Consider the following 20678-nt stretch of genomic DNA (forward strand, 5'->3'; position numbering starts at 1 on the left):
GTGAATCTCCTTGCCCTATTACATTCGGGGTGGATTGTCGATCAACCCGGCATTTCCCGGCAACCGCTTTGAAGGCCGCAAGCCTCTCCGTTTCGGCGTATCGACACTGTGCGCAATGCCGCACTCGGGTGCACTTTGGCCGTATTTTTTCGGTCGCGGGGATGACGGCGAATCTTATTCAATTACTATATCGCTCCAATTCGGGGGGGCCGCCCGTCAGCGTATGCGAGGCGGGCACTGCCGGCTCTCCAAGCACCGGAACACAACATGTCGCTGGAACTCGATCTCGACACACTGCTGGCACCGCTGGGCGATGACCAACCCTGCGGCCCCAACCTCGAATACGACGCCGACTTCCTCCAGATGGAAGAGGCCGCGCGCGGGCAAGCCGGCCAGGAGTTCGCGAGCGACAGCGGCAGCAAGGTCAGCATCGATGGCCAGGAAGCGGATTGGCCCGCGGTGCGCCGGCTCGCCGAGGGCCTCCTCGAGCGCACCCGGGACGTCCGCGTCGCGGTCTATTACACCCGCGCGCTGCTGCGCACCGAAGGCTATCCCGGCATCCACGCGGGACTCCGCCTGATCGTCGGCCTGCTCGAACAGCACTGGGCCGGCGTCCACCCCGAACTCGACGCCGACGACAACGACGACCCGACGATGCGGGTGAATGCGCTGGCGCCGCTGGTTGCCAACGACGCGGTGATCGGCGACCTGCGCGCCAGCACGCTGCTGCGCTCGCGCCAGTCCGGCGTGCTGACGGTGCGCAACATCGAGGTCACCCAGGGCAAGCTCAGCGCGCGCGACGGCGAACAGGTGCTGGCCGAGTCCCAGGTGGCCGGCATGCTGGCCGAAGCGGTCGCGGCCGATCCCACCCTGGCCGACGCGATCACCGACAGCGTCGCGCTCGCCCGCCAGCTCTCCGGCTTCCTGCAGGATCAGGTGGGCGCCGGTGCCAGCATCGATTTCAAGCCGCTGCAGAACGTCCTTTACGCCGTGCAGCAGGCGCTCGGCGGCGTTGCGCTGCCCGCTGCCGACGGCGCGGGCGAGGCCGCGGCCGGTGAGGAAGGCGCCCCGGCCGGCGTGCCGGCCGCCGGCGCGCCTGCGGCCCCGGGCGAAATCCGCTCGCGCGCCGACGTCGTCGCCACCATCGACCGCCTGGTGACCTACCTCGAACGCAGCGAACCGACCAACCCCGCGCAGTGGCTGCTGCGGCGTGCCCAGCGGGTGATGAACATGAACTTCCTCGAAGCCATCGTCGAACTTGCCCCCGATGGTCTCGAACAAGCCGAGCGCATGGTCGGCGGCCAGCTCAACCCCGAGCAGGACGACTAGCAAGGCACCCGCCCCAACGGCTTCACCCTTTCCTGACGGAGGACCACCATGTCGAGCAGCAGCCAGAAGTTCATCGCGCGCAACCGTGCGCCGCGCGTGCAGATCGAATACGACGTCGAACTCTACGGCGCCGAGAAGAAAGTCCAGCTCCCGTTCGTCATGGGCGTGCTGTCCGACCTGTCGGGCAAGCCGGCCGAACCGCTGGCGCCGGTGGCCGACCGCAAGTTCCTGGAAATCGACGTCGACAATTTCGACAGCCGCATGAAGTCGATGAAGCCGCGGGTCGCCTTCCAGGTGCCCAACACGCTGACCGGCGAAGGCAACCTGAACGTCGAACTCACCTTCGACAGCATGGACGACTTCTCACCGGCCGCCGTCGCGCGCAAGGTGGATTCGCTCAACAAGCTGCTCACCGCCCGCCAGCAGCTCTCCAACCTGATCACCTACATGGACGGCAAGACCGGCGCCGAGGAACTGATCGCCAAGGTGCTGCAGGACCCCGCGCTGCTGCAGACGCTGGCCGCCGCGCCCAAGCCCGAAGACAAGCCGGCCGAATAAGCCCGCGCTTCACCGCACACCCAGCCCACATCCGGAGCCGAGGAACACACCATGGCTGACACGCAAGCCCAGAACGAAGCCCAGGCCGGCGGCCTGGCCCTTGAAGGTGGCGATTTCGAATCGCTGCTGCGCCAGGAATTCAAGCCCAAGACCGACGAAGCCCGCAGCGCCGTCGAAAACGCCGTCCGCACGCTGGCCGAACAGGCCCTGTCGCAGACCACGCTGATCGGCACCGACGTCGTCAAGTCGATCGAGGCGATCATCGCCGCGCTCGACCAGAAGCTCACCGAACAGGTCAACCAGATCATCCACCACGAGGACTTCCAGAAACTGGAAGGTGCCTGGCGCGGCCTGCACTACCTGGTGAACAACACCGAAACCGACGAGATGCTGAAGATCCGCGTCTTCAACATCACCAAGAACGAACTCGGCAAGACGCTCAAGCGCTACAAGGGCACCGCCTGGGACCAGAGCCCGATCTTCAAGCGCGTCTATGAAGAGGAATACGGCCAGTTCGGCGGCGAGCCCTTCGGTTGCATCGTCGGCGACTACCACTTCGACCAGAGCCCGCCGGACGTCGAACTGCTCGGCGAAATGGCCAAGGTCAGCGCCGCCGCGCACACCCCGTTCATCACCGGCGCCTCGCCCACCATCATGCAGATGGACTCGTGGCAGGAACTCGCCAACCCGCGCGATCTCACCAAGATCTTCTCCACGCCGGAATACGCCGCGTGGCGCTCGCTGCGCGAGTCCGACGACGCCAAGTACATCGGCCTCGCGATGCCGCGCTTCCTGAGCCGCGTGCCCTACGGCGCCCGCACCAACCCGGTCGAGGAGTTCGACTTCGAGGAAGACACCGGCGCCGCCGACCACAGCAAGTACACCTGGGCCAACGCGGCCTACGCGATGGCGGTCAACATCAACCGCTCGTTCAAGGAATACGGCTGGTGCTCGCGCATCCGCGGCATCGAATCCGGCGGCGCGGTGGAAAACCTGCCGGTGCACAGCTTCCCGACCGACGACGGCGGCGTGGACATGAAGTGCCCGACCGAAATCGCCATTTCCGACCGCCGCGAAGCCGAACTGGCCAAGAACGGCTTCATGCCGCTGGTGCACAAGAAGAACTCCGACTTCGCCGCCTTCATCGGTGCGCAGTCGCTGCACAAGCCGGCCGAGTACGACGATCCGGACGCGACCGCCAACGCCAACCTCGGCGCGCGCCTGCCCTACCTGTTCGCCACCTGCCGCTTCGCCCACTACCTGAAGTGCATCGTGCGCGACAAGATCGGCTCGTTCAAGGAACGCGACGACATGCAGCGCTGGCTGCAGGACTGGATCATGAACTACGTCGACGGCGATCCTTCGCACTCGTCGGAAGCCACCAAGGCCCGCCGTCCGCTGGCGGCCGCCGAGGTCGTGGTCGAGGAAGTCGAGGGCAATCCCGGCTTCTACTCGTCCAAGTTCTTCCTGCGCCCGCACTACCAGCTCGAAGGCCTCACGGTTTCGCTGCGCCTGGTTTCCAAGCTGCCCTCGGCCAAGGGCGGCTGATGTACCAACGGCCGGCATGAACGGCCGGTTGAGACGCCTGCTCCCGCGCGGGACGCAGGCGCGCACCACAGATCGCGCCGGATGGCCTCCGGCGCCTCGCAGCATCCGACATCATTCAGGAGAAAGTCATGGCAGTTGATATGTTCATCAAGATCGGCGACATCAAGGGTGAGTCGGTCGACAAGGTGCACGCCGACAAGATCGACGTGCTCGCCTGGAGCTGGGGCATGAGCCAGTCCGGCACCACCCACATGGGCAGCGGCGGCGGCTCCGGCAAGGTCAGCGTGCAGGACATCTCCTTCACCAAGTACGTGGACGCCTCCAGCCACGCGCTGATCATGGCCTGCTGCAACGGCAAGCACTACGACGAAGCCGTGCTGATCGTGCGCAAGGCCGGCGAGAAGCCGCTCGAGTACATCAAGGTCACGATGAAGGAAGTCATCGTCACCTCCGTCAGCACCGGCGGCAGCGGTGGTGAGGATCGCCTGACCGAGAACGTCACGCTGAACTTCGCCGAGTTCAAGTACGAGTACACCAAGCAGGCGCCGAAGGGTGGCAAGGACAGCACCATGACCGCGACCTGGAACATCGCCGAAAACGACGGCAACGTCGGCTGATCGCGGTGGACGGGCGACGCCTTTCCAGGTGTCGCCCGTGCTTTCGCTTTTTCGCCCGACCCACCTGCGACACGCGCCCGGTTCGCACCCGTCCAGGCGGCTTCCTGCGATCGCCGCGGACGCCCCCCGGTGGATCCGTGCCCGCGACCGCTTTGTTCCCCGGCAGTTAAACCGCCCCGCGACAGGAATTCCTCATGGCCTCCGGCGACATGTTCCTCAAAATCGAAGGCGCGCGCATGGGCCCCATCAAGGGCGAGGCCCAGGACGCCCTGCACAAGGACGAGATCGACATCCTGTCCTGGAGCTGGGGCATGCAGGGCAATGCCAGCGCCACCGCCACCGCGGGCGGCCGCAGCGGCGGCGCCAGCCAGGTTTCGGTCAGCGAACTGGTCGTCTCCAAGGGTTTCGACCGCGCCAGCACCGCACTGCTGGTCGCGCTGCGCTCCAACGAACAGATCAAGCGCGCCGTACTCACGATGCGCAAGGCCGGTGGCCCGAAGGCGGTCGAGTTCCTCGTCATCACGATGGAAAACGCCCGCATCCGCTCGGTCCAGCTGTCCGGCGCCGGCACCGGCGATGACCCGGTGCACGAGCAGGTCTCCATCTCGTTCCAGAAAATCGCCGTCGAATACCGCGGCCAGGAAGGCAGCGGCGGCGGCAACGCCGTATCGCGCTTCGAAACCGACGTCACGCCCCAATAAGCCGAGGAGAGGACCATGTCCGCCCCCGCCAAAACCCTAGCCGACGCCGAAGCCGCGCTGCGCGCCGGCGACCCCGACGCCGCCCTCGCCCAGCTGCAGGCCGCGGTACGGTCCCAGCCCGCCGATGCCAAGCTGCGTGTGTTCCTGTTCCAGTTGCTGGCCGTGCTAGGCCAGTGGGAGCGCGCCCTCAACCAGCTCAACGTCGCCACCGAACTCGACGCGTCCACGCTCGCGATGGCGCAGATGTACCGCGAGACGCTGCGCTGCGAAGTGCTGCGCGCCGAGGTCTTCGCCGGCAAGCGCGTTCCCTTGTTGTTCGGCGAGCCCGAACAGTGGCTCGCGCTGCTGCTCGAATCGCTGCTGACCGCGGGCCGCGGCGACCATGCCGCCGCGCTGCGCCTGCGCGAACAGGCGTTCGAACTGGCACCCTCCAGCCCCGGCCGCATCGACGGCACGCCCTTCGCGTGGCTCGCCGACGCCGACGGCCGCCTCGGCCCGGTGTGCGAGGCGGTAATCAACGGCCGCTACTACTGGATTCCCTACGCGCGGCTCGCCAGCATCGACATCGAAGCGCCGAGCGACCTGCGCGACTTCGTCTGGGCGCCCGCCCACTTCGTGTTCACCAACGGCGGCGAAACCGTGGGCGTGATCCCCACCCGCTACCCGGGTTCGGAAAGCGCCGCCGACGGCGCGCTCAAGCTCGGCCGCCGTACCGAATGGCTGGAGCACGACGGCGACTACCGCGGCCTCGGTCAGCGCCTGCTGACCACCGACGGCGCCGAATACGCCCTGCTCGACATCCGCCGCATCGAGTTCGACGCCGCCGTCGATGGCTGACCTGCTGCCGCTCGACCGCCTGCAGCCGGCGCTGCTCGACCGCCTGCGCGACGACGCGCCGGACCAGCGCCACGAGGCCAAGGAAGCGCGCGTGCTCGGCCGCAGCCAGCTGCGCGAGGCGGTGCTGCGCGACCTCACCTGGCTGCTCAATGCGATGCGCCCGCCGGAGCGGGAGGGCGTCGGGGTGTGGCCGGAGGTCGAGAACTCGGTGCTGAACTACGGCATGCCGTGCTTTTCCGGGGAAACCGCGTCCTCGCTCGACATCACCGACCTCGAACGCGCAATCCGCGACTCGCTGCTGCGTTTCGAGCCGCGCATCATCCCCGGCACGCTCGAGGTCAGCACCGAGCAGCACGAGAACATCCTCGACTGGCACAACGTGATCAGCGTGCGCATCTCGGCGCAGATCTGGGCCCAGCCGGTGCCGCTCGAACTGCTGCTGCGCACCCAGCTCGACCTCGAAAGCGGCCTGGTCGAGGTGCGCGACATCAACGGCTACTGAACACATGAAGCATCCCCTCCACGCACTGCGCATGACGCGCGCCGGCGGTGCCCGGCCGGCCCCCGCGGCAACCACGGGACGGGCGGACACGTACTGACATGGATCCCCGGCTGCTGCGCTACTACAACCTCGAACTCCAGCACCTGCGCGAGATGGGCGCGGAGTTCGCGCGCCAGTTCCCCAAGATCGCCGCGCGCCTCGGCATGGACGGCATCGAGGTCGCCGACCCCTATGTCGAGCGCCTGCTCGAAGGCGCGGGTTTCCTGGCCGCGCGCGTGCAGCTCAAGCTCGACGCCGAATTCCCCCGCTTCACCCAGCGCCTGCTGGAGATGCTGCACCCGCACTACCTCGCGCCCACGCCGGCGATGCTGGTGGCGCAGTTCCGCCCGGTGCCGGGCGAGACCAACCTTGCGCGCGGCTTCACGCTACCGCGCGGCACGCCGTTCCGCAGCCCGCTCGGCAAGGGCGACGCCGCCGCGTGCGAATTCCGCACCGCGCACGAGATCCGGCTGTGGCCGCTGGAGCTGGTGCAGGCGCGCTACTTCAGCTTTGCCGCCGATCTTCCGCTGGCCCGCCTGCCGCTTGCGGGGCGGGTACGCGGTGGGGTGCGGCTGACGCTGCGCACCACCGGCGGACTCAAGTTCAGCCAGCTCTCGCTCGACACGCTGAACCTGCACCTCGGCGGCGCGCAGGAAGTGGCCTACCGGCTGTGCGAGCTGATCGGCGCGGCCTCGCTCGGCGCGCTGGTGCAGCCCGCTGGCGGCAAGGGCGGCTGGCAGCGCTTCATCCCGCCGGAGCAGATCCGCCTCACCGGCTACGACGACGATCAGGCCCTGCTGCCCACGGCGCACCGCAGCTTCGGCGGCTACCGGCTGGTACAGGAGTACTTCTCCTTCCCCGAACGCTTCCTGTTCTTCGACGTTGGCGGTCTGGCCCCCGCGCTGGCCCAGGCCGACGACGAGATCGAACTGGTGCTGCTGTTCGGCCAGGGCGACGCGGTGCTCGAAAGCGTGGTGGACAACGCCAACTTCCTGCTCCACTGCACGCCGGCAATCAACCTGTTTCCGAAGCGCACCGACCGCATCCACGTCAACGACAGCGGCAACGAGTTCCACGTCGTCGCCGACCGCACGCGGCCGATGGACTACGAAATCTACGAGCTGACCGAAGTGCTCGGCCACTTCCACGGTTCGCGCGACGAACAGCCCTTCCTGCCGTTCTACGCCGACTTCCATTCCGGCACCGGGGACAGCCAGGCCTACTACAGCTGCCGGCGCGAACCGCGGCTGCTGTCGGAAAAGCAGAAGAAGAACGGCCCGCGCACCGGCTATGTGGGCAGCGAAGTCTTCCTGTCGCTGGTCGACCCGCGCGAGGCGCCCTACCGCGCCGACCTGCGCCAGCTGTCGATCCAGGCGCTGTGCACCAACCGCGACCTGCCCATCCTGCTGCCACAGGGTGGTGGCCAGACCGACTTCTCGCTCGACATCGCCGCGCCGGTCGAGGCGATCCGCTGCGTGCGCGGCCCCTCGCGGCCCTACGGCATGCTGGCCGAAGGCGCCAGCGCATGGCGCCTGATCAGCCACCTGGCGCTCAACCACTTCTCGCTGGTGGATGCCGACGCGCACGAAGGCGCCGGCGCGCTGCGCGAAATGCTCGAACTCTACGCAACCAGCGCCGACGTCGGCATGCGGCGCCAGGTGGAAGGGCTGAAGTCGGTCCGCGTGCTTCCCGTCGTCGCCCGCCTGCCCTTCCCCGGGCCGATCTGCTTCGGGCGCGGGCTGGAGATCGCGCTGGAAGTGGACGAGACCGCGTTCGAGGGCGGCGGCGCCTTCGTGTTCGGCTCGGTCATGGAGCATTTCCTCGCCCGCCACGCCTCGCTCAACAGCTTCACCCAGACCACGCTGCGCTCGCTCACGCGCGGGGTGGTCATGCGCTGGGAGCCGCGATGCGGCAAGCGCACGATCCTGTAAGCCTGTTCGACGCCCTGGCGCGCGAGCCCTGGGCCTTCGACTTCCTGCAGGCGATGCGCCGCATCGAATGCGCCTTTCCCGAGCGGCCGCGCTGGGGCAGCGCGCTGCGCCCGCAGGATGAGCCGGTGCGCCTCGGACAGGCGCCCTCGCTGTCGTTCGCGCCGGCCACGCTGTCCGCGTTCAAGACCGTCGAGGGAGCGCCGCCACGGCTGGAGGTGCGCTTCTTCGGCCTGCTCGGCCCCAACGGCCCGCTGCCGCTGCATCTCACCGAATACGCCCACCACCGCGAGCTGCACCACGGCGACGAGACCTTCGCGCGCTTTCTCGACCTCATCCACCACCGCTTCCTTGCGCTGTTCTACCGCGCCTGGGCGCAGGCCCAGCCCACGGTCAGCCTCGACCGCCCGCGCCAGGACCGCTTCTCCACCTACATCGGCTCGCTGATCGGCATCGGCCAGCCCGCCCTGCAGCAGCGCGACAGCGTGCCGGACAACGCCCGCCGCTTCCAGGCCGGCCTGCTCGCGCGCCAGGTGCGCAACGGCGAGGGGCTGCAGGCGGTGCTCACGGGCTATTTCGAGCTGCCGGTGGCGGTGGAACAGTACGTCGGCCACTGGATGACGCTGCGCGAACGCGACCATTCGCGCCTGGGTCGCGCCCGGCTGGGCAGCGACACCGTGCTCGGACGCCGGGTGTGGGACCGCCAGAGCAAGTTCCGCCTGCAGATCGGCCCACTGACGCTGGTCCAGTACGAAGCCTTCCTGCCCGGTGGCAGCGCGCTGCCGCGGCTGGCGGACTGGGTACGCTTCTACACCGGCGGCGAGCTGTCGTGGGATGCGCGGCTGCAGCTGCAGCGCGACCAGGTGCCGCCGCTGCGGCTTGCCCACGGCGCGCGGCTGGGCTGGACGAGTTGGCTCGGCGCCCGGCGCGGCAACCGCGACGCCGACGAACTGGTGCTCGACGCCGAGCGCCTGGTTGCACGAACACCCCCTCCCCGTGCGGGCGATTCCCCGCACGACTGACACCATCCGCGGCCGCCGCCGGCGCCGCATACGAAGAGAGAGACACGCATGAGCGAAATCAGTCGGGTAGCCTCGTTCGGCAAACTCAACAGCCTCGCCTACAAGGCGATGGAAGGCGCCACCGTCTTCTGCAAGCTGCGCGGCAATCCCTATGTGGAGCTGGAACACTGGCTGCAGCAGCTGCTGCAGAACGAGGACACCGACCTGCACCGCATCGTGCGCCACTTCGACGTGGACGCGGCGCGCCTGGCCGCCGACATGACCACCGCGCTCGACCGCCTGCCGCGCGGCTCGACCTCGATCTCGGGCCTCTCCGAAAACCTCGACACGCTCGTCGAACGCGGCTGGGTGTATGCCTCGCTGATGTTCGGCGACCGCCAGATCCGCTCCGGCTACCTGCTGGTCGGCATGCTCAAGACGCCCTCGCTGCGCAACGCGCTGATGGCGATCTCGCGCCAGTTCGAGCGCGTGCGCCCCGATGTGCTGACCGACGAATTCACCAAGATCGTCGCCGGCTCGGCGGAAGAAAACCTCACCGCGCGCGACGGCTCGGGCGGCGCGCCGGGCGAGGACAGCGGCGCGATTGCGCCCGCGCAGATGGGCAAGCAGGAGGCGCTGAAGAAATTCACCGTCGACCTCACCGAGCAGGCCCGCTCCGGCAAGATGGACCCGATCGTCGGCCGCGACGAAGAAATCCGCCAGGTGGTCGACATCCTGATGCGTCGCCGCCAGAACAACCCCATCCTGGTCGGCGAGGCCGGCGTCGGCAAGACCGCGGTGGTCGAAGGCTTCGCCCAGCGCATCGCGCGCGGCGACGTGCCGCCGGCGCTCAAGGACGTGTCGCTGCTGGCGCTGGACGTCGGCCTGCTGCAGGCCGGCGCCAGCATGAAGGGCGAATTCGAGCAGCGCCTGCGCTCGGTCATCGACGAAGTCCAGGCCAGCCCCAAGCCCATCATCCTGTTCGTCGATGAGACCCACACCCTGGTCGGCGCCGGCGGCGCGGCCGGCACCGGCGATGCGGCCAACCTGCTCAAGCCGGCGCTCGCGCGCGGCACGCTGCGCACCGTCGGCGCCACCACCTGGGCCGAGTACAAGAAGTACATCGAGAAGGACCCGGCGCTGACCCGGCGCTTCCAGAACGTGCAGGTCGACGAGCCCGACGAGAAGAAGGCGGTGCTGATGATGCGGGGCGTTGCCAGCACCATGGAGAAGCACCACCAGGTGCAGATCCTCGACGAGGCGCTGGAGGCCGCGGTCAAGCTGTCGCACCGCTACATCCCGGCGCGCCAGTTGCCGGACAAGTCCGTCTCGCTACTCGACACCGCCTGCGCCCGCGTCGCGGTGAGCCTGCACGCCACGCCGGCCGAGGTGGACGACAGCCGCAAGCGCATCGACGCGCTGAACACCGAGCTGGAAATCATCGGCCGCGAGAGCAACATCGGCATCGAGGTCGGCGAGCGCCGGGCCCATGCCGAGGCCTTGCTGGCCGAAGAACAGCAGCGGCTGGCCGAACTCGAGGCACGCTGGGCGGCCGAGAAGACGCTGGTCGACGAACTCCTCGCGCTGCGCGCCAAGCTGCGCAGCGGCAGCCGCCCGGTGGAAGGCACCGGCAGCGCGCTGGAAGCCGCGGCCGAAGCGGCCGCGCCGGAGGCCGCCGCCGAGAGCGCGCCCGAACCCGAGCGCGAGGCGCTGTTCGCGCGCCTGCGCGAAGTCCAGGCCGAACTCGCCACGCTGCAGGGCGAAGACCCGCTGATCCTGCCGACGGTGGACTACCAGGCGGTGGCCTCGGTGGTCGCCGACTGGACCGGCATCCCGGTCGGCCGCATGGCGCGCAACGAAATCGAGAACGTGCTGCGCCTGCCGCAGCTGCTCGGCCAGCGCGTCATCGGCCAGGACCACGCGATGGAGATGATCGCCAAGCGCATCCAGACTTCGCGCGCCGGGCTCGACAACCCCAACAAGCCGATCGGCGTGTTCATGCTCGCCGGCACCTCGGGCGTCGGCAAGACCGAAACCGCGCTGGCACTGGCCGAAGCGCTGTACGGCGGCGAGCAGAACGTCGTCACGATCAACATGAGCGAATTCCAGGAAGCGCACACCGTGTCCACGCTCAAGGGCGCGCCTCCGGGCTACGTCGGCTACGGCGAAGGCGGCGTGCTGACCGAGGCGGTGCGGCGCAAGCCCTACAGCGTGGTGCTGCTCGACGAGGTCGAGAAGGCCCACCCCGATGTGCACGAGATGTTCTTCCAGGTCTTCGACAAGGGCTTCATGGAAGACGGCGAAGGCCGCTTCATCGACTTCAAGAACACCCTGATCCTGCTCACCACCAATGCCGGCACCGACCTCATCGCCAGCATGTGCAAGGACCCCGACCTGCTGCCCGACCCGGAAGGCCTCGCCAAGGCGCTGCGCGACCCGCTGCTGAAGATCTTCCCGCCGGCGCTGCTCGGCCGCCTCGTCACCATTCCCTACTACCCGCTGACCGACGCCATGCTGGGCGCCATCGTCCGGCTGCAGCTCGGGCGCATCAAGAAGCGCGTGGAAGCGCGCTACAAGATCCCGTTCGAGTATGGCGACGACGTGGTCGAGCTGGTGGTCAGCCGCTGCACCGAGAGCGAATCCGGCGGCCGCATGATCGACGCCATCCTGACCAACACCATGCTGCCCGACATCAGCCGCGAGTTCCTGAACCGGACGATGGAAGGCAAGCCGATCGTGCGCGTGGCGATGGGAGTCGCGAATGCCGACTTCACCTACAACTTCGATTGATCAACGCCGCCGGCCCGTGGCGGCCGGCCGGCACTGGCACCGGGCACTGTTGGCGCTCTTCGTCACGCTGTGCGTGAGCGCCTGTTCTGAGGGATACGCAATGGGAAAGATGGTGTTGTTTTCCGCGGTGCGCGGCACCGTGTTGCACGAAGGCAAGCCGGTCGCCGGCGCCACGATCGAGCGCGAGTTCGAATGGGCCTGGAAGAGCGAAACCGGGCGCGACAGCACGACCACCGACGCCAACGGTGCGTTCGCGCTGCCGGACATCACGCGCAAGTCGCTGTTCGGCTCGCTGCTGCCGCATGAGCCGCTGGTCAAGCAGAGCATCACGATCAACCACGCCGGCAAGAGCTACAAGGCCTGGGTGCTGTTCAAGCGCGATTACGACGAGAACGGCGAACTCGACGGCCGTCCGATCGTGCTCACCTGCCGCCTGGAGGCCGAACCGCAACGCCGCGGTGAAGTCTTCGGCATCTGCGAACTGTCCTGAGGAGCGGCCCGATGGCGACCCTGAATCCCTCCCAGGCGGCGGCAATCGCGTCCGGCGTCTACCTGCTGCGTGAATCGGCGGTGGCCGAACTGCGCGAAATCCAGGCCCCGCTGGGGTGCGAAGGCATGTTCGCGGTGGCCGACAACGGCCGCTTCCTGGGCAAGAGCGGCGGCGGCCCGTTCAAGAAGATCAGCGGCTTCGGCTACATCGCGGCGGGCGAAGGCCAGTATGCCGGCGAGGTGCTGATCGCGACCCGCGGCACCGCGCAATCGCTCGACTGGTTGAGCAACCTCAACATCGGCATGCAGCTCGGGCCCGGCGGCCACCTTGTCCACGCCGGTTTCCACGAAGTCTGGAAGAGCTTCCAGCGCGATATCTTCGACTTCCTGCGCGGGCGCAATCCGTCGCGCATCCACTGCGTCGGCCACAGCCTGGGCGGCGCGCTGGCGATGCTCAACGCCGATGCGCTGAGCGCGCAGAAGGTGGGCGAGGTCAGCCTCTACACCTTCGGCGCGCCGCGCTCGGGCGACGTGTTCTATTCGCGCTCGATGAGCAAGCGGCTGGGCGCGGACAACATCCACCGGGTCTCGGCAAGTTCCGACCCGGTGCCGATGATTCCGCTGTTCCCGTTCTGCCACATGCCGTTCGACGGCCCCGGCTGCGTGATCCAGAGCCCGGGCCTGATCAACATCGGCGCCCACAACATGAAGCGCAGCTATATCGCGGGCGTGAAGGACCACACCTGGGAGACGCTGCTCGAGGCCAGCAAGCCCAACGAAGACCAGAACGTCAAATCTTGGCTGGAGCAGGCGGCCGAAGGCAAGGGCACGATCCTGATGGGCTCGGCCAGCGCGCTGACGATGATCGGCAAGGCGTTGCGCTGGGTACTGGCCCGGGTGCGCGACCTGCTGGTGGGTGCGCTCGGCGTCACGCTGACGATCGGCGCCACGGTGCTCGACCAGCTGGCCTGGCTGCTCGCCAAGGGCGCCACCCTGTCGGTGGAGCTTGCACGCCACGTGCGCGGCCTGTTGAGCGCCATCTTCCGCTTCCTCGGGCGGGCGGCGCAGACCGTGACCAACGTGACCGCGGCCTTCCTGCGCTGGGTGCTGGACCTGCTGTACACCTCGGTGAGCACGATGGCCCGGCGCGCGCTGGCCTATCTCAACTGAGTACCCGGGCGCCAGCCTGCAAGCGAGGAGAGCGTAGATGATCCGCTACATCGACCTGGGTGCCGACAAGCAGCTCAACGAGATCGTGTTCGCCGGCAGCCACGACGCGGCGATCACCGGGGGCAAGCGCAACGCCAAGACCCAGGACCTCGACATCCTCGGCCAGGCGAAGGCGGGGGTGCGGCTGTTCGACCTGCGCATCGCCGCCCAGGACCACGGCGACGCGCACGGCAACGGGCGCGAGGTGGCGCTGCGCGCGTATCACGGCAGCGTCACCAAGGGGAAGGCGCCCGGCCTCGTGCGCGACCTCGGCGCCACCCGCAGCGTGGATGCCGGCAAGATGAGCCTCGGCACCTTCGGCATGGGGCTGGACAAGATCCTGCAGGACGCGGCGGCCTTCGTGACCGCCGAATCGTCCGAGTTCCTGCTGCTCAAGTTCGACAAGTGCCGCAACTGGCCGCTGATTGCCGAAGCCTGTGTCACGCTGCTCGGCAACACGCTGTACAAGGGCACCGGCAATCTCAACACCACCAGCCTGCGCCAGCTTGCCGGCAAGGTGGTGGTGCTGTTCACCGGCGAAGGGATCCGCGCGGTGTCGTCGCGCTACCCGGTGGGCAGCGGCATCCTCGAAATCCGCAGCCTGAAAGGCAAGGACGGCGACAAATCGTATACGCCCACCTTCCACGGCATGCAGTACTACGGCAAGGGCGGCACCAAGCTCGGCAACCTGTTCGGCGACAAGATCAAGGAGAACCGCAAGACCCAGGCGGCGATCATGCGCGCCGGCGCGGAAGGCCACCCCGACGTGATCGGCATGATGTACTGGACCAGCACCGGCCTGCTCGAAAGCATCCGCCAGCGCAACGAGAAGCAATGGAGCGTCAAGAACGTCTCCCGCCTCAACCAGCTGTGGCGCGAAGGCCTCGCGGAGTCGATCGAGACGCGGCTCGCCCGGCACGTTGATCCCACCCAACACGCGTTCGGCAACGTGCTGAAGGCCTTCATGCCGAACGTGGTGATGGTCGATTTCGCCGACGCGCAGAAGTGCCGCACGATCTACGGCCTCAACCACGTCGCCGCCACCGCACTCACCGACGCCGCGCGCGCGCTCGATGACGAGATCACGCAGTTGCGCGCCAACCTGGCAACGCTGCGGCGCGCCCACCGCGGCTGACCCGACGCCCCCCGAACCATGACCACCGATTCCGCACCCGACCAGCTCCCCAGCGAGATGACGCTGGACGACGCCCTCGCCTTCGCCACCCGGCTGCACCGCATCGGCGAACTGGACGCCGCCGAAACGATCTACCGGCGCGTGCTCGACGTCGTGCCCGAACATCCCGACGCGCTCAACTTCCTCGCCATCGCCCGCCACCAGCGCGGCGAGGTGGAGGAGTCGATCACGCTGATGCGGCGCAGCCTGGCGCTGCGGCCGGACGCGCCGGGGGTGTGGAACAACCTCGGCAACATCCTGCTCGACCTCGGCTATTTCGACGACGCCGGCGACGCCTACGAGGAATGCCTGCGGCTCGCCCCCGACGAACCGCTGGTGCGCAACAACCTCGGCGTGCTGCGCCGCTCGCAAGGGCGCCTGGAAGAAGCGGAAGCCGCCTACCGCGACGTGCTCGCGCGCGACCCGAAGAACATCGACGCCCACAACAACCTCGGCAACCTGCTCGCCGGACTCGGCCGGATCGAGGAGGCGGTGCGCCACTACTGCGAAAGCGTCACGCTGATGCCGGCCAACCCGGCGGTGCGCAAGATGCTGGGCTACGCCTACTACATGCTGGGGCGCTACGAAGAGGCGGCCGAGTTCTACCGCAACTGGCTGGCGGCCGAGCCCGACAACGCCACCGCGCGCCACCACCTCGCGGCGTGCACCGGGCAGGACGTGCCGACGCGCGCGTCCGACGTTTACGTGGAAAGCGTGTTCGACGGCTTCGCGGAGAGCTTCGACGCCAAGCTCGCGGCGCTGACCTACCGCGCCCCGCAGCTGGTGGCGGGCGAGGTCGCGCGCCGCTGCGGCGAGGGCCGGCGCCAGTTCGACATCCTCGACGCCGGCTGCGGCACCGGCCTGTGCGGGCCGCTGCTGGCGCCCCACGCACGCCGTCTGGTCGGCGTCGACCTGTCGCAGCCCATGCTCGACAAGGCCGCCGCGCGCAAGGTGTACGACGCGCTCGTAAAGGCCGAACTCACCGCCTTCCTGCAGGGCGCCGAGGCGGACAGCCAGGACCTGATCGTGTCGGCCGACACGCTGTGCTACTTCGGCGCGCTCGACGCGGTGTTCGGCGCCGCCGCCCGCGCCCTGCGCGGCCACGGCACGCTGGTGTTCACGGTGGAGCTTTCCGCCCCCGAGGGCGGCGAGCACGGCTACCGGCTCGCCCCCCACGGGCGCTACACCCACTCCGCCGGCTATGTCACCGGCGAACTCGCCCGCGCCGGCTTTGGCGACATCTCCTGCGTCGAGACGGACCTGCGCACCGAAGGCGGCAAGCCGGTGCGCGGCCTGCTGTGCGCCGCCCGGCGCGGCGCCGCGGCCTGATCAGCGCGCCGGGCCCAGCTCGGCCAGAAAGCGCGCGCGCGCCGCGGGATCGTCGATCTGTGCCGCGAGCGCGGCATGCAGCGCGGCCAGGTCGGTCGCATCGCGCGCCGCCTTCTTCACCAGCACGCTGGCGATCGGCCCCAGCGCCCGCGCCAGCGCCTTGCCGGCGCGTTCGAGGTCGGCGGCGCCGATCTCCCGCGGCACGGTCGCAGTGGGCGCAGGCGTGGCCGTCGTCGCCGGCGCTGCGGGCGCCGGCACCGCCTGCAGCCCGAGCCGGGTAAGCCCGGCGCGAAAGCCCTTGCGCGCCTCGTCGGTGTCGAGCTTGTCGGCAAGCCGCGTGTACAGCTCTCCCAGGTCGGCGGCGTCGGTCGCCGCCTTGCGCACGATGACCCGCGCGAGCGGGCCGATGTAGGCCGCGAGCTGGCGCTCCACCGTCTTCAGCGTGTCTTCCTGCCACTGCGTCGGCGTGGCCGTCGCGCCGGTCGCCGGCAGCGCGGTGGACGTGGGCGTGTCGGCTTTCGCCTGCAGCGCGGCCAGGCTGGCGCGAACCGCCTCGGCCGTCATCACCACGGTCTCTTCCGACACCGCCGCGCGGGGGGGCGCACGGAAGGCCTGCTCGTAGGCCTCGCTGAGCGCAAGACGGAAGCACGCGGCGTCGGCGTAGCGGTCGTCCGCGCGCTTGGCCAGCGCCTTTGCGGCAATCGCATCGAATGCCGGCGCCAGCCCGGCCACCTGCGCCGAAGGCGGGGCCTGCACGACGTTGCACACCTGGTAGGCCATCGCCTCGATCGGGCCGCTGAAGGGACGGCGGCCGGTGAGCAGTTCGTAGAACACCACCCCGGCGGCGAACAGGTCGGCGCGGTGGTCGATGCCGAGGCCGAGAAACTGCTCCGGCGCCATCGCGGTAGGGGTGCCGACGATGGCGCCCACCTGGGTGAGGTTGGCGGTGTCGATGCGGGCGATGCCGAAATCGGTGATCTTGAGCTTGCCCGCCGCAGTGATCAGCAGGTTGGCGGCCTTGATGTCGCGGTGGATGACGCCGCGCAGATGCACGTATTCCAGCGCCTCCAGCAGCTGCACCATGATGCTGACGACGTCGCCGACCGGCATCCGCGCGTCCTGCTTCATGAACTGGCCCAGCCCGCAGCCGTCGACGTACTCCATCGCGATGTAGGCGACATCGGCGTCCTCGCCGAAGTCGTAGATCGCGACGATGCCGGGATGGTTGAGCCGGCCCGCGGCGCGCGCCTCATTGCGGAAGCGCTCGACCATGCTTTCGCCGCTGCCGCCGTCGAGCAGTTCGCGGCGGATGGTCTTCAGCGCCACCGTGCGGTCGATCACCGGGTCGTGGGCCTTGTAGACCGTGCCCATGCCGCCCTTGCCGAGGACGCCGAGGATTTCGTATTTGCCGAGGCGGCGCGGGACGTTCATCGACGGAACCTCAGGACTCCAGCATCTTCAGCGCATGCACCAGGCTCTTGCGCATGCGGCCGAAGGATTCGGCCAGCGTGGAGATTTCGTCGCGGCCCTTGACCGGGAACTCCTCGACTTCCATCTCGCCCAGGCTGACGCGGTCGGCGATGCGCGCGAGGCGCTTGACCGGCCGCACCACCAGCGTGAGCAGCAGCACGTTGAGCAGCACGAAGATGAAGGCCACCAGCGCCACCAGCAGGGTCATGAAGACCCGGAAGGTGGCGTCGGCGCGCTTGATCGGCAGGTCCATCGGCACCGACACCACCTGCGCGCCGACGATCTCGTTGTGCTGCCAGCCGAAGCCGTTGGCGGTGCCGTAGCGCGCGATCATCGACGCCGGCGCGGCATCGGGCACGCTGTGGCAGCGCAGGCAGGCGGGGTCCTTGATCTGGATCGGGCGGGCAAGGAACAACGTGCGGCCGGACGGGGTGTCGCGTTCGCCGACCACCTCGGCCTGCCCGGTGTTGTTGCGGAAGGCGTTGACGATGTCAGCTTCCCAGTCGGCCGCGCGGTCGCGCGGGTTGGTGGGGTTCAGCGTCGCTTCCTTGTAGGTGTAGTCCGGGTACTGCTTGCGCAGCTCGTTGAAGTACTCGGTGGCGGCGTAGGCGGCGACCGACTGCGGCAGGAATTCGTAGTTGAGCTGGTTCTGCAGCAGCGGGTTGATCTGGCTGATGGTGTAGCCGCGCGCCGCCAGCGAGCCCTGCATCATGATCCGGGCGTTCTGCAGGATCTCCTCGCGCGCGTTGCGCTGCAGGAGTTCGTGCGACACGTAGCCCGCGGCCGCGAGGCCGATCAGGATGACCACGCTCAGCGCCAGGTTGAACTTGACGATCAGTTTCATGGGAGGGACTCGCGGTTGTCGTTGGTTTTCGTTGTCGGGGGCGGTCCGCCGCTCAGCGTGGCGGCGGCGGCCGCGGCTGGAAGCGTTCGGGATACAGCACGCGCTCCCATTCGGGGTGCGCCTTCAGGTTATCCGCAAGGTGCTGGCGGAAGGCCGCGTCGCGCGTGCGCGGCGTGAAACGCGACACGAAGCCCGTTCGCCACGGCGGCGGCGCTTTCAGCCACGACGCGACGGCGGCGTAATCGACTTCGCCGAGCACGCGCGCCTCGACTTGGCGGTCGCCGAAGCGCGCCAGCAGCGCCGGCAGCGGATCGCGGAAGGGCCGCGGCAGCGCGGCGACGAAGGCGGGCGCGGGCCGCTCGGCCTCGCTCAGGGTGCGGTCGGCCGCCTGCGCGACGAAGCGCCCGCCGCGCAGTTCGAGGGGGGCCGCGCCGCGTCCGCGGCCTTCGTTCGCCAGCCGCAGGCTGCCGCCCTCGACGAACAGCGCCGGCGCGGCGGCCGCATTGATGATGAAGCTCGCCTCGCGCCACTGCAGCGTCAGCGTCGGCAGCAGCAGGCGGGTCTCCGCCGCGGCGGACGAGGCGCCCGACTGGGCCTTGGCCCAGCCCTGCAGCAACGCGAACTCGCGCGCGTCCTTGCCGCGCGGCGTCAGCGTGCGCAGCAGCAGGCGGCTGTCGCCGCCGAGCGCGAGGCGCAGGCCGTCGGGAAATTCGAGCAGCGCATAGGCGCCGGGCGCGGTCTCGACGATGTCGGCTTCCGCCAGCGCGAGGCCGGGCGCGGCCGCCAGCAGGCGGACGTCGCGGATCACCTGCGCCTGCCCCTCTAGATAGGTCAGCCGGACCCCGGCCTGCGCGAGCGCGGCAACGGGGAACAGCGCAAGCAGCAGGAGACAGGCGTGATGGCGCAGGCGGTGGAGGAGCATGACGACCGGAACAGGAAGGACAGCTGGAAACGCCCGCGCAGCCGGCGGCGGCCGCATGGACGCAGAGACCCTGTCAAACCCGCGGGATACTAGGGTGGCCGCCGTAAACATGTCAAACCGCATAGCCGGCCGGGCGTGCCAAGTTTGTTAGAATCGGCCGAAATCTCACCGGATACCGCGTTTGAAGCCGCTTCAGCAGCCCCTTCTCCTGTCCTGTTACACCGCCACCAGCTGTATCGGCACCGGGCTCGCGGCAACGCGGCAGGCGCTGGCGGAAGGCCGCAGCGGGCTCGCGCCCTGCGACTTCGAGACCGTGACCCTGCCCACCTGGATCGGGCGCGTGCCGCGGCTCGAAGAGGTGGTGCTCTCACCGGCCCTCATCGACTACGACTGTCGTAATAACCGCCTGGCGCTGCTCGGGCTGCTGCAGGACGGCTTCGTCGACGCCGCGCTGGCGGCCGTGAAACGCTATGGCGCAGCGCGAGTGGCCGTACTGCTGGGCACCAGCACCTCGGGCATCCTCGAAACCGAACTCGCCTACCGCGCGCGCGACCCGCACACCGGCGCGCTGCCGCCCGCCTTCCACTATCGCGGCAGCCATAACATCTTCTCGGTCGCGGAGTTCGTGCGCCACGTGATCGGCGCCACCGGCCCCGCATGGGTCACCTCCACCGCCTGCTCGTCGAGTGCCAAGGTGTTCGCCAGCGCTGCGCGCCTGATCGCCGCCGGCGTGATCGACGCGGCGGTGGTCGGCGGCGTCGATTCGCTGTGCCTCACCACGCTGTACGGCTTCAACTCGCTCGAACTGGTGTCGTCCGCGCCCTGCCGCCCGTATGACGCGGCCCGCAACGGCATTTCCGTGGGCGAGGCGGCGGCGTTCGCGCTGCTGGAACGCGCGCCGGCGCAGCCCGCCAGCGGCGCGGTGCTGCTCAGCGGCAGCGGCGAATCCAGCGATGCGCACCATATGTCGTCGCCGCATCCGCAGGGGCTGGGCGCGCGCCTGGCGATGGAACAGGCCCTGGCGACGGCAGGACTCACGGCCGCCGACATCGACTACATCAACCTGCACGGCACCGCCACCCCGAGCAACGACGCGGCCGAAGGGCAGGCGGTGCAGGCGCTGTTCGGCGCCGCCACGCCGGCCAGCTCCACCAAGGGCGCCACCGGCCACACGCTCGGCGCCGCCGGCGGGCTCGAAGCCGTGTTCAGCGCGATCGCGCTCGCCGACGGCCTCATCCCGGGCAGCCCGGGCACCGGGACCCTCGACCCCGCGATCGCGATCGACTACCAGCGCCGCCCCCGCCCGGCCGCGCTGCGCCATGTGCTCAGCAATTCCTTCGGTTTCGGCGGCACCAATTGCAGCCTCGTGTTTTCGCGCGCCGGATGACCCC

18 protein-coding genes are annotated in these 20678 nt (G+C 69.0%); 15 read left to right on the forward strand and 3 right to left on the reverse strand.

All coding sequences use genetic code 11. The features are described from left to right. Positions 1-267 precede the first annotated feature (267 nt). From tssA to dqs_RS19940, 14 genes are all read left to right on the forward strand, one after another. Positions 268-1329: a type VI secretion system protein TssA gene (gene tssA, locus dqs_RS19875; RefSeq protein WP_065341529.1), complete on the forward strand. Its 1062-nt coding sequence runs from the start codon at positions 268-270 to the stop codon at positions 1327-1329. A 48-nt stretch (positions 1330-1377) separates the two neighbouring features. Continuing rightward, positions 1378-1887: a type VI secretion system contractile sheath small subunit gene (gene tssB, locus dqs_RS19880; protein ID WP_011767617.1), complete on the forward strand. Its 510-nt coding sequence runs from the start codon at positions 1378-1380 to the stop codon at positions 1885-1887. A gap of 51 nt (positions 1888-1938) precedes the next feature. Beyond that, a complete protein-coding gene (gene tssC / locus dqs_RS19885; protein ID WP_065341530.1) occupies positions 1939-3435 on the forward strand; it encodes a type VI secretion system contractile sheath large subunit in 1497 nt (498 codons plus the stop codon). A gap of 128 nt (positions 3436-3563) precedes the next feature. Next, positions 3564-4052, forward strand: a complete 489-nt coding sequence (locus tag dqs_RS19890) for an Hcp family type VI secretion system effector (RefSeq protein WP_011767619.1) — start codon at positions 3564-3566, stop codon at positions 4050-4052. A gap of 194 nt (positions 4053-4246) precedes the next feature. Then, positions 4247-4753: an Hcp family type VI secretion system effector gene (locus tag dqs_RS19895; protein WP_011767620.1), complete on the forward strand. Its 507-nt coding sequence runs from the start codon at positions 4247-4249 to the stop codon at positions 4751-4753. A 15-nt stretch (positions 4754-4768) separates the two neighbouring features. After that, positions 4769-5590, forward strand: coding sequence for a type VI secretion system accessory protein TagJ (locus dqs_RS19900; RefSeq protein WP_065341531.1), 822 nt, complete (start codon positions 4769-4771; stop codon positions 5588-5590). Further along, a complete protein-coding gene (gene tssE / locus dqs_RS19905) occupies positions 5583-6092 on the forward strand; it encodes a type VI secretion system baseplate subunit TssE (RefSeq protein ID WP_011767622.1) in 510 nt (169 codons plus the stop codon). The genes dqs_RS19900 and tssE overlap by 8 nt, the downstream gene beginning before the upstream one ends. A gap of 98 nt (positions 6093-6190) precedes the next feature. After that, positions 6191-8062 carry a type VI secretion system baseplate subunit TssF gene (gene tssF / locus dqs_RS19910; RefSeq protein ID WP_065341532.1) on the forward strand — a complete coding sequence of 624 codons (1872 nt, stop codon included), beginning with the start codon at positions 6191-6193 and terminating at the stop codon, positions 8060-8062. Further along, entirely contained in the window at positions 8038-9081 is a 1044-nt protein-coding gene (tssG, locus tag dqs_RS19915; protein ID WP_065341533.1) for a type VI secretion system baseplate subunit TssG, read from the forward strand. Before tssF ends, tssG begins: the two co-directional genes overlap by 25 nt. Positions 9082-9129: 48 nt before the next feature. Continuing rightward, positions 9130-11850 (forward strand): type VI secretion system ATPase TssH, encoded by a 2721-nt coding sequence (gene tssH, locus dqs_RS19920; protein ID WP_011767625.1) that lies wholly within the window; start codon positions 9130-9132, stop codon positions 11848-11850. 100 nt (positions 11851-11950) lie between these two features. After that, positions 11951-12340 carry a DUF6795 domain-containing protein gene (locus tag dqs_RS19925; protein ID WP_011767626.1) on the forward strand — a complete coding sequence of 130 codons (390 nt, stop codon included), beginning with the start codon at positions 11951-11953 and terminating at the stop codon, positions 12338-12340. 11 nt (positions 12341-12351) lie between these two features. Continuing rightward, positions 12352-13509, forward strand: coding sequence for a lipase family protein (locus tag dqs_RS19930; RefSeq protein WP_065341534.1), 1158 nt, complete (start codon positions 12352-12354; stop codon positions 13507-13509). A gap of 37 nt (positions 13510-13546) precedes the next feature. After that, positions 13547-14683: a PI-PLC domain-containing protein gene (locus dqs_RS19935; RefSeq protein ID WP_065341535.1), complete on the forward strand. Its 1137-nt coding sequence runs from the start codon at positions 13547-13549 to the stop codon at positions 14681-14683. Between the two features lie 18 nt (positions 14684-14701). Further along, entirely contained in the window at positions 14702-16051 is a 1350-nt protein-coding gene (locus dqs_RS19940) for a tetratricopeptide repeat protein (RefSeq protein WP_065341536.1), read from the forward strand. On the opposite strand, the gene dqs_RS19945 is transcribed toward dqs_RS19940, so the two are convergent. From dqs_RS19945 to dqs_RS19955, 3 genes are read right to left on the reverse strand one after another with little or no spacing between them, the layout of a single operon-like run. Continuing rightward, positions 16052-17482, reverse strand: a complete 1431-nt coding sequence (locus tag dqs_RS19945) for a serine/threonine-protein kinase (RefSeq protein ID WP_065341537.1) — start codon at positions 17480-17482, stop codon at positions 16052-16054. A gap of 10 nt (positions 17483-17492) precedes the next feature. Then, positions 17493-18365: a c-type heme family protein gene (locus tag dqs_RS19950; RefSeq protein WP_011767631.1), complete on the reverse strand. Its 873-nt coding sequence runs from the start codon at positions 18363-18365 to the stop codon at positions 17493-17495. A gap of 52 nt (positions 18366-18417) precedes the next feature. Beyond that, the gene (locus tag dqs_RS19955; protein ID WP_065341538.1) at positions 18418-19287 is read right to left on the reverse strand and encodes a FecR domain-containing protein; all 870 of its coding nucleotides are present in this window, start codon (positions 19285-19287) and stop codon (positions 18418-18420) included. 181 nt (positions 19288-19468) lie between these two features. On the opposite strand from dqs_RS19955, the gene dqs_RS19960 reads away from it, so the two are divergent. Continuing rightward, positions 19469-20674: a beta-ketoacyl-[acyl-carrier-protein] synthase family protein gene (locus dqs_RS19960; RefSeq protein WP_065341539.1), complete on the forward strand. Its 1206-nt coding sequence runs from the start codon at positions 19469-19471 to the stop codon at positions 20672-20674. The last annotated feature ends 4 nt before the right edge of the window (positions 20675-20678 follow it).

This window comes from Azoarcus olearius (genome assembly GCF_001682385.1).
Classification (GTDB): Bacteria; Pseudomonadota; Gammaproteobacteria; order Burkholderiales; family Rhodocyclaceae; genus Azoarcus; species Azoarcus olearius.

Bases quoted from the DNA above. Each gene is read 5' to 3' on its own strand.
- tssA (WP_065341529.1), top strand. From the start codon at position 268: ATGTCGCTGGAACTCGATCTCGACACACTGCTGGCACCGCTGGGCGAT.
- tssB (WP_011767617.1), top strand. From the start codon at position 1,378: ATGTCGAGCAGCAGCCAGAAGTTCATCGCGCGCAACCGTGCGCCGCGC.
- tssC (WP_065341530.1), top strand. From the start codon at position 1,939: ATGGCTGACACGCAAGCCCAGAACGAAGCCCAGGCCGGCGGCCTGGCC.
- dqs_RS19890 (WP_011767619.1), top strand. From the start codon at position 3,564: ATGGCAGTTGATATGTTCATCAAGATCGGCGACATCAAGGGTGAGTCG.
- dqs_RS19895 (WP_011767620.1), top strand. From the start codon at position 4,247: ATGGCCTCCGGCGACATGTTCCTCAAAATCGAAGGCGCGCGCATGGGC.
- dqs_RS19900 (WP_065341531.1), top strand. From the start codon at position 4,769: ATGTCCGCCCCCGCCAAAACCCTAGCCGACGCCGAAGCCGCGCTGCGC.
- tssE (WP_011767622.1), top strand. From the start codon at position 5,583: ATGGCTGACCTGCTGCCGCTCGACCGCCTGCAGCCGGCGCTGCTCGAC.
- tssF (WP_065341532.1), top strand. From the start codon at position 6,191: ATGGATCCCCGGCTGCTGCGCTACTACAACCTCGAACTCCAGCACCTG.
- tssG (WP_065341533.1), top strand. From the start codon at position 8,038: ATGCGGCAAGCGCACGATCCTGTAAGCCTGTTCGACGCCCTGGCGCGC.
- tssH (WP_011767625.1), top strand. From the start codon at position 9,130: ATGAGCGAAATCAGTCGGGTAGCCTCGTTCGGCAAACTCAACAGCCTC.
- dqs_RS19925 (WP_011767626.1), top strand. From the start codon at position 11,951: ATGGGAAAGATGGTGTTGTTTTCCGCGGTGCGCGGCACCGTGTTGCAC.
- dqs_RS19930 (WP_065341534.1), top strand. From the start codon at position 12,352: ATGGCGACCCTGAATCCCTCCCAGGCGGCGGCAATCGCGTCCGGCGTC.
- dqs_RS19935 (WP_065341535.1), top strand. From the start codon at position 13,547: ATGATCCGCTACATCGACCTGGGTGCCGACAAGCAGCTCAACGAGATC.
- dqs_RS19940 (WP_065341536.1), top strand. From the start codon at position 14,702: ATGACCACCGATTCCGCACCCGACCAGCTCCCCAGCGAGATGACGCTG.
- dqs_RS19945 (WP_065341537.1), bottom strand. From the start codon at position 17,482: ATGAACGTCCCGCGCCGCCTCGGCAAATACGAAATCCTCGGCGTCCTC.
- dqs_RS19950 (WP_011767631.1), bottom strand. From the start codon at position 18,365: ATGAAACTGATCGTCAAGTTCAACCTGGCGCTGAGCGTGGTCATCCTG.
- dqs_RS19955 (WP_065341538.1), bottom strand. From the start codon at position 19,287: ATGCTCCTCCACCGCCTGCGCCATCACGCCTGTCTCCTGCTGCTTGCG.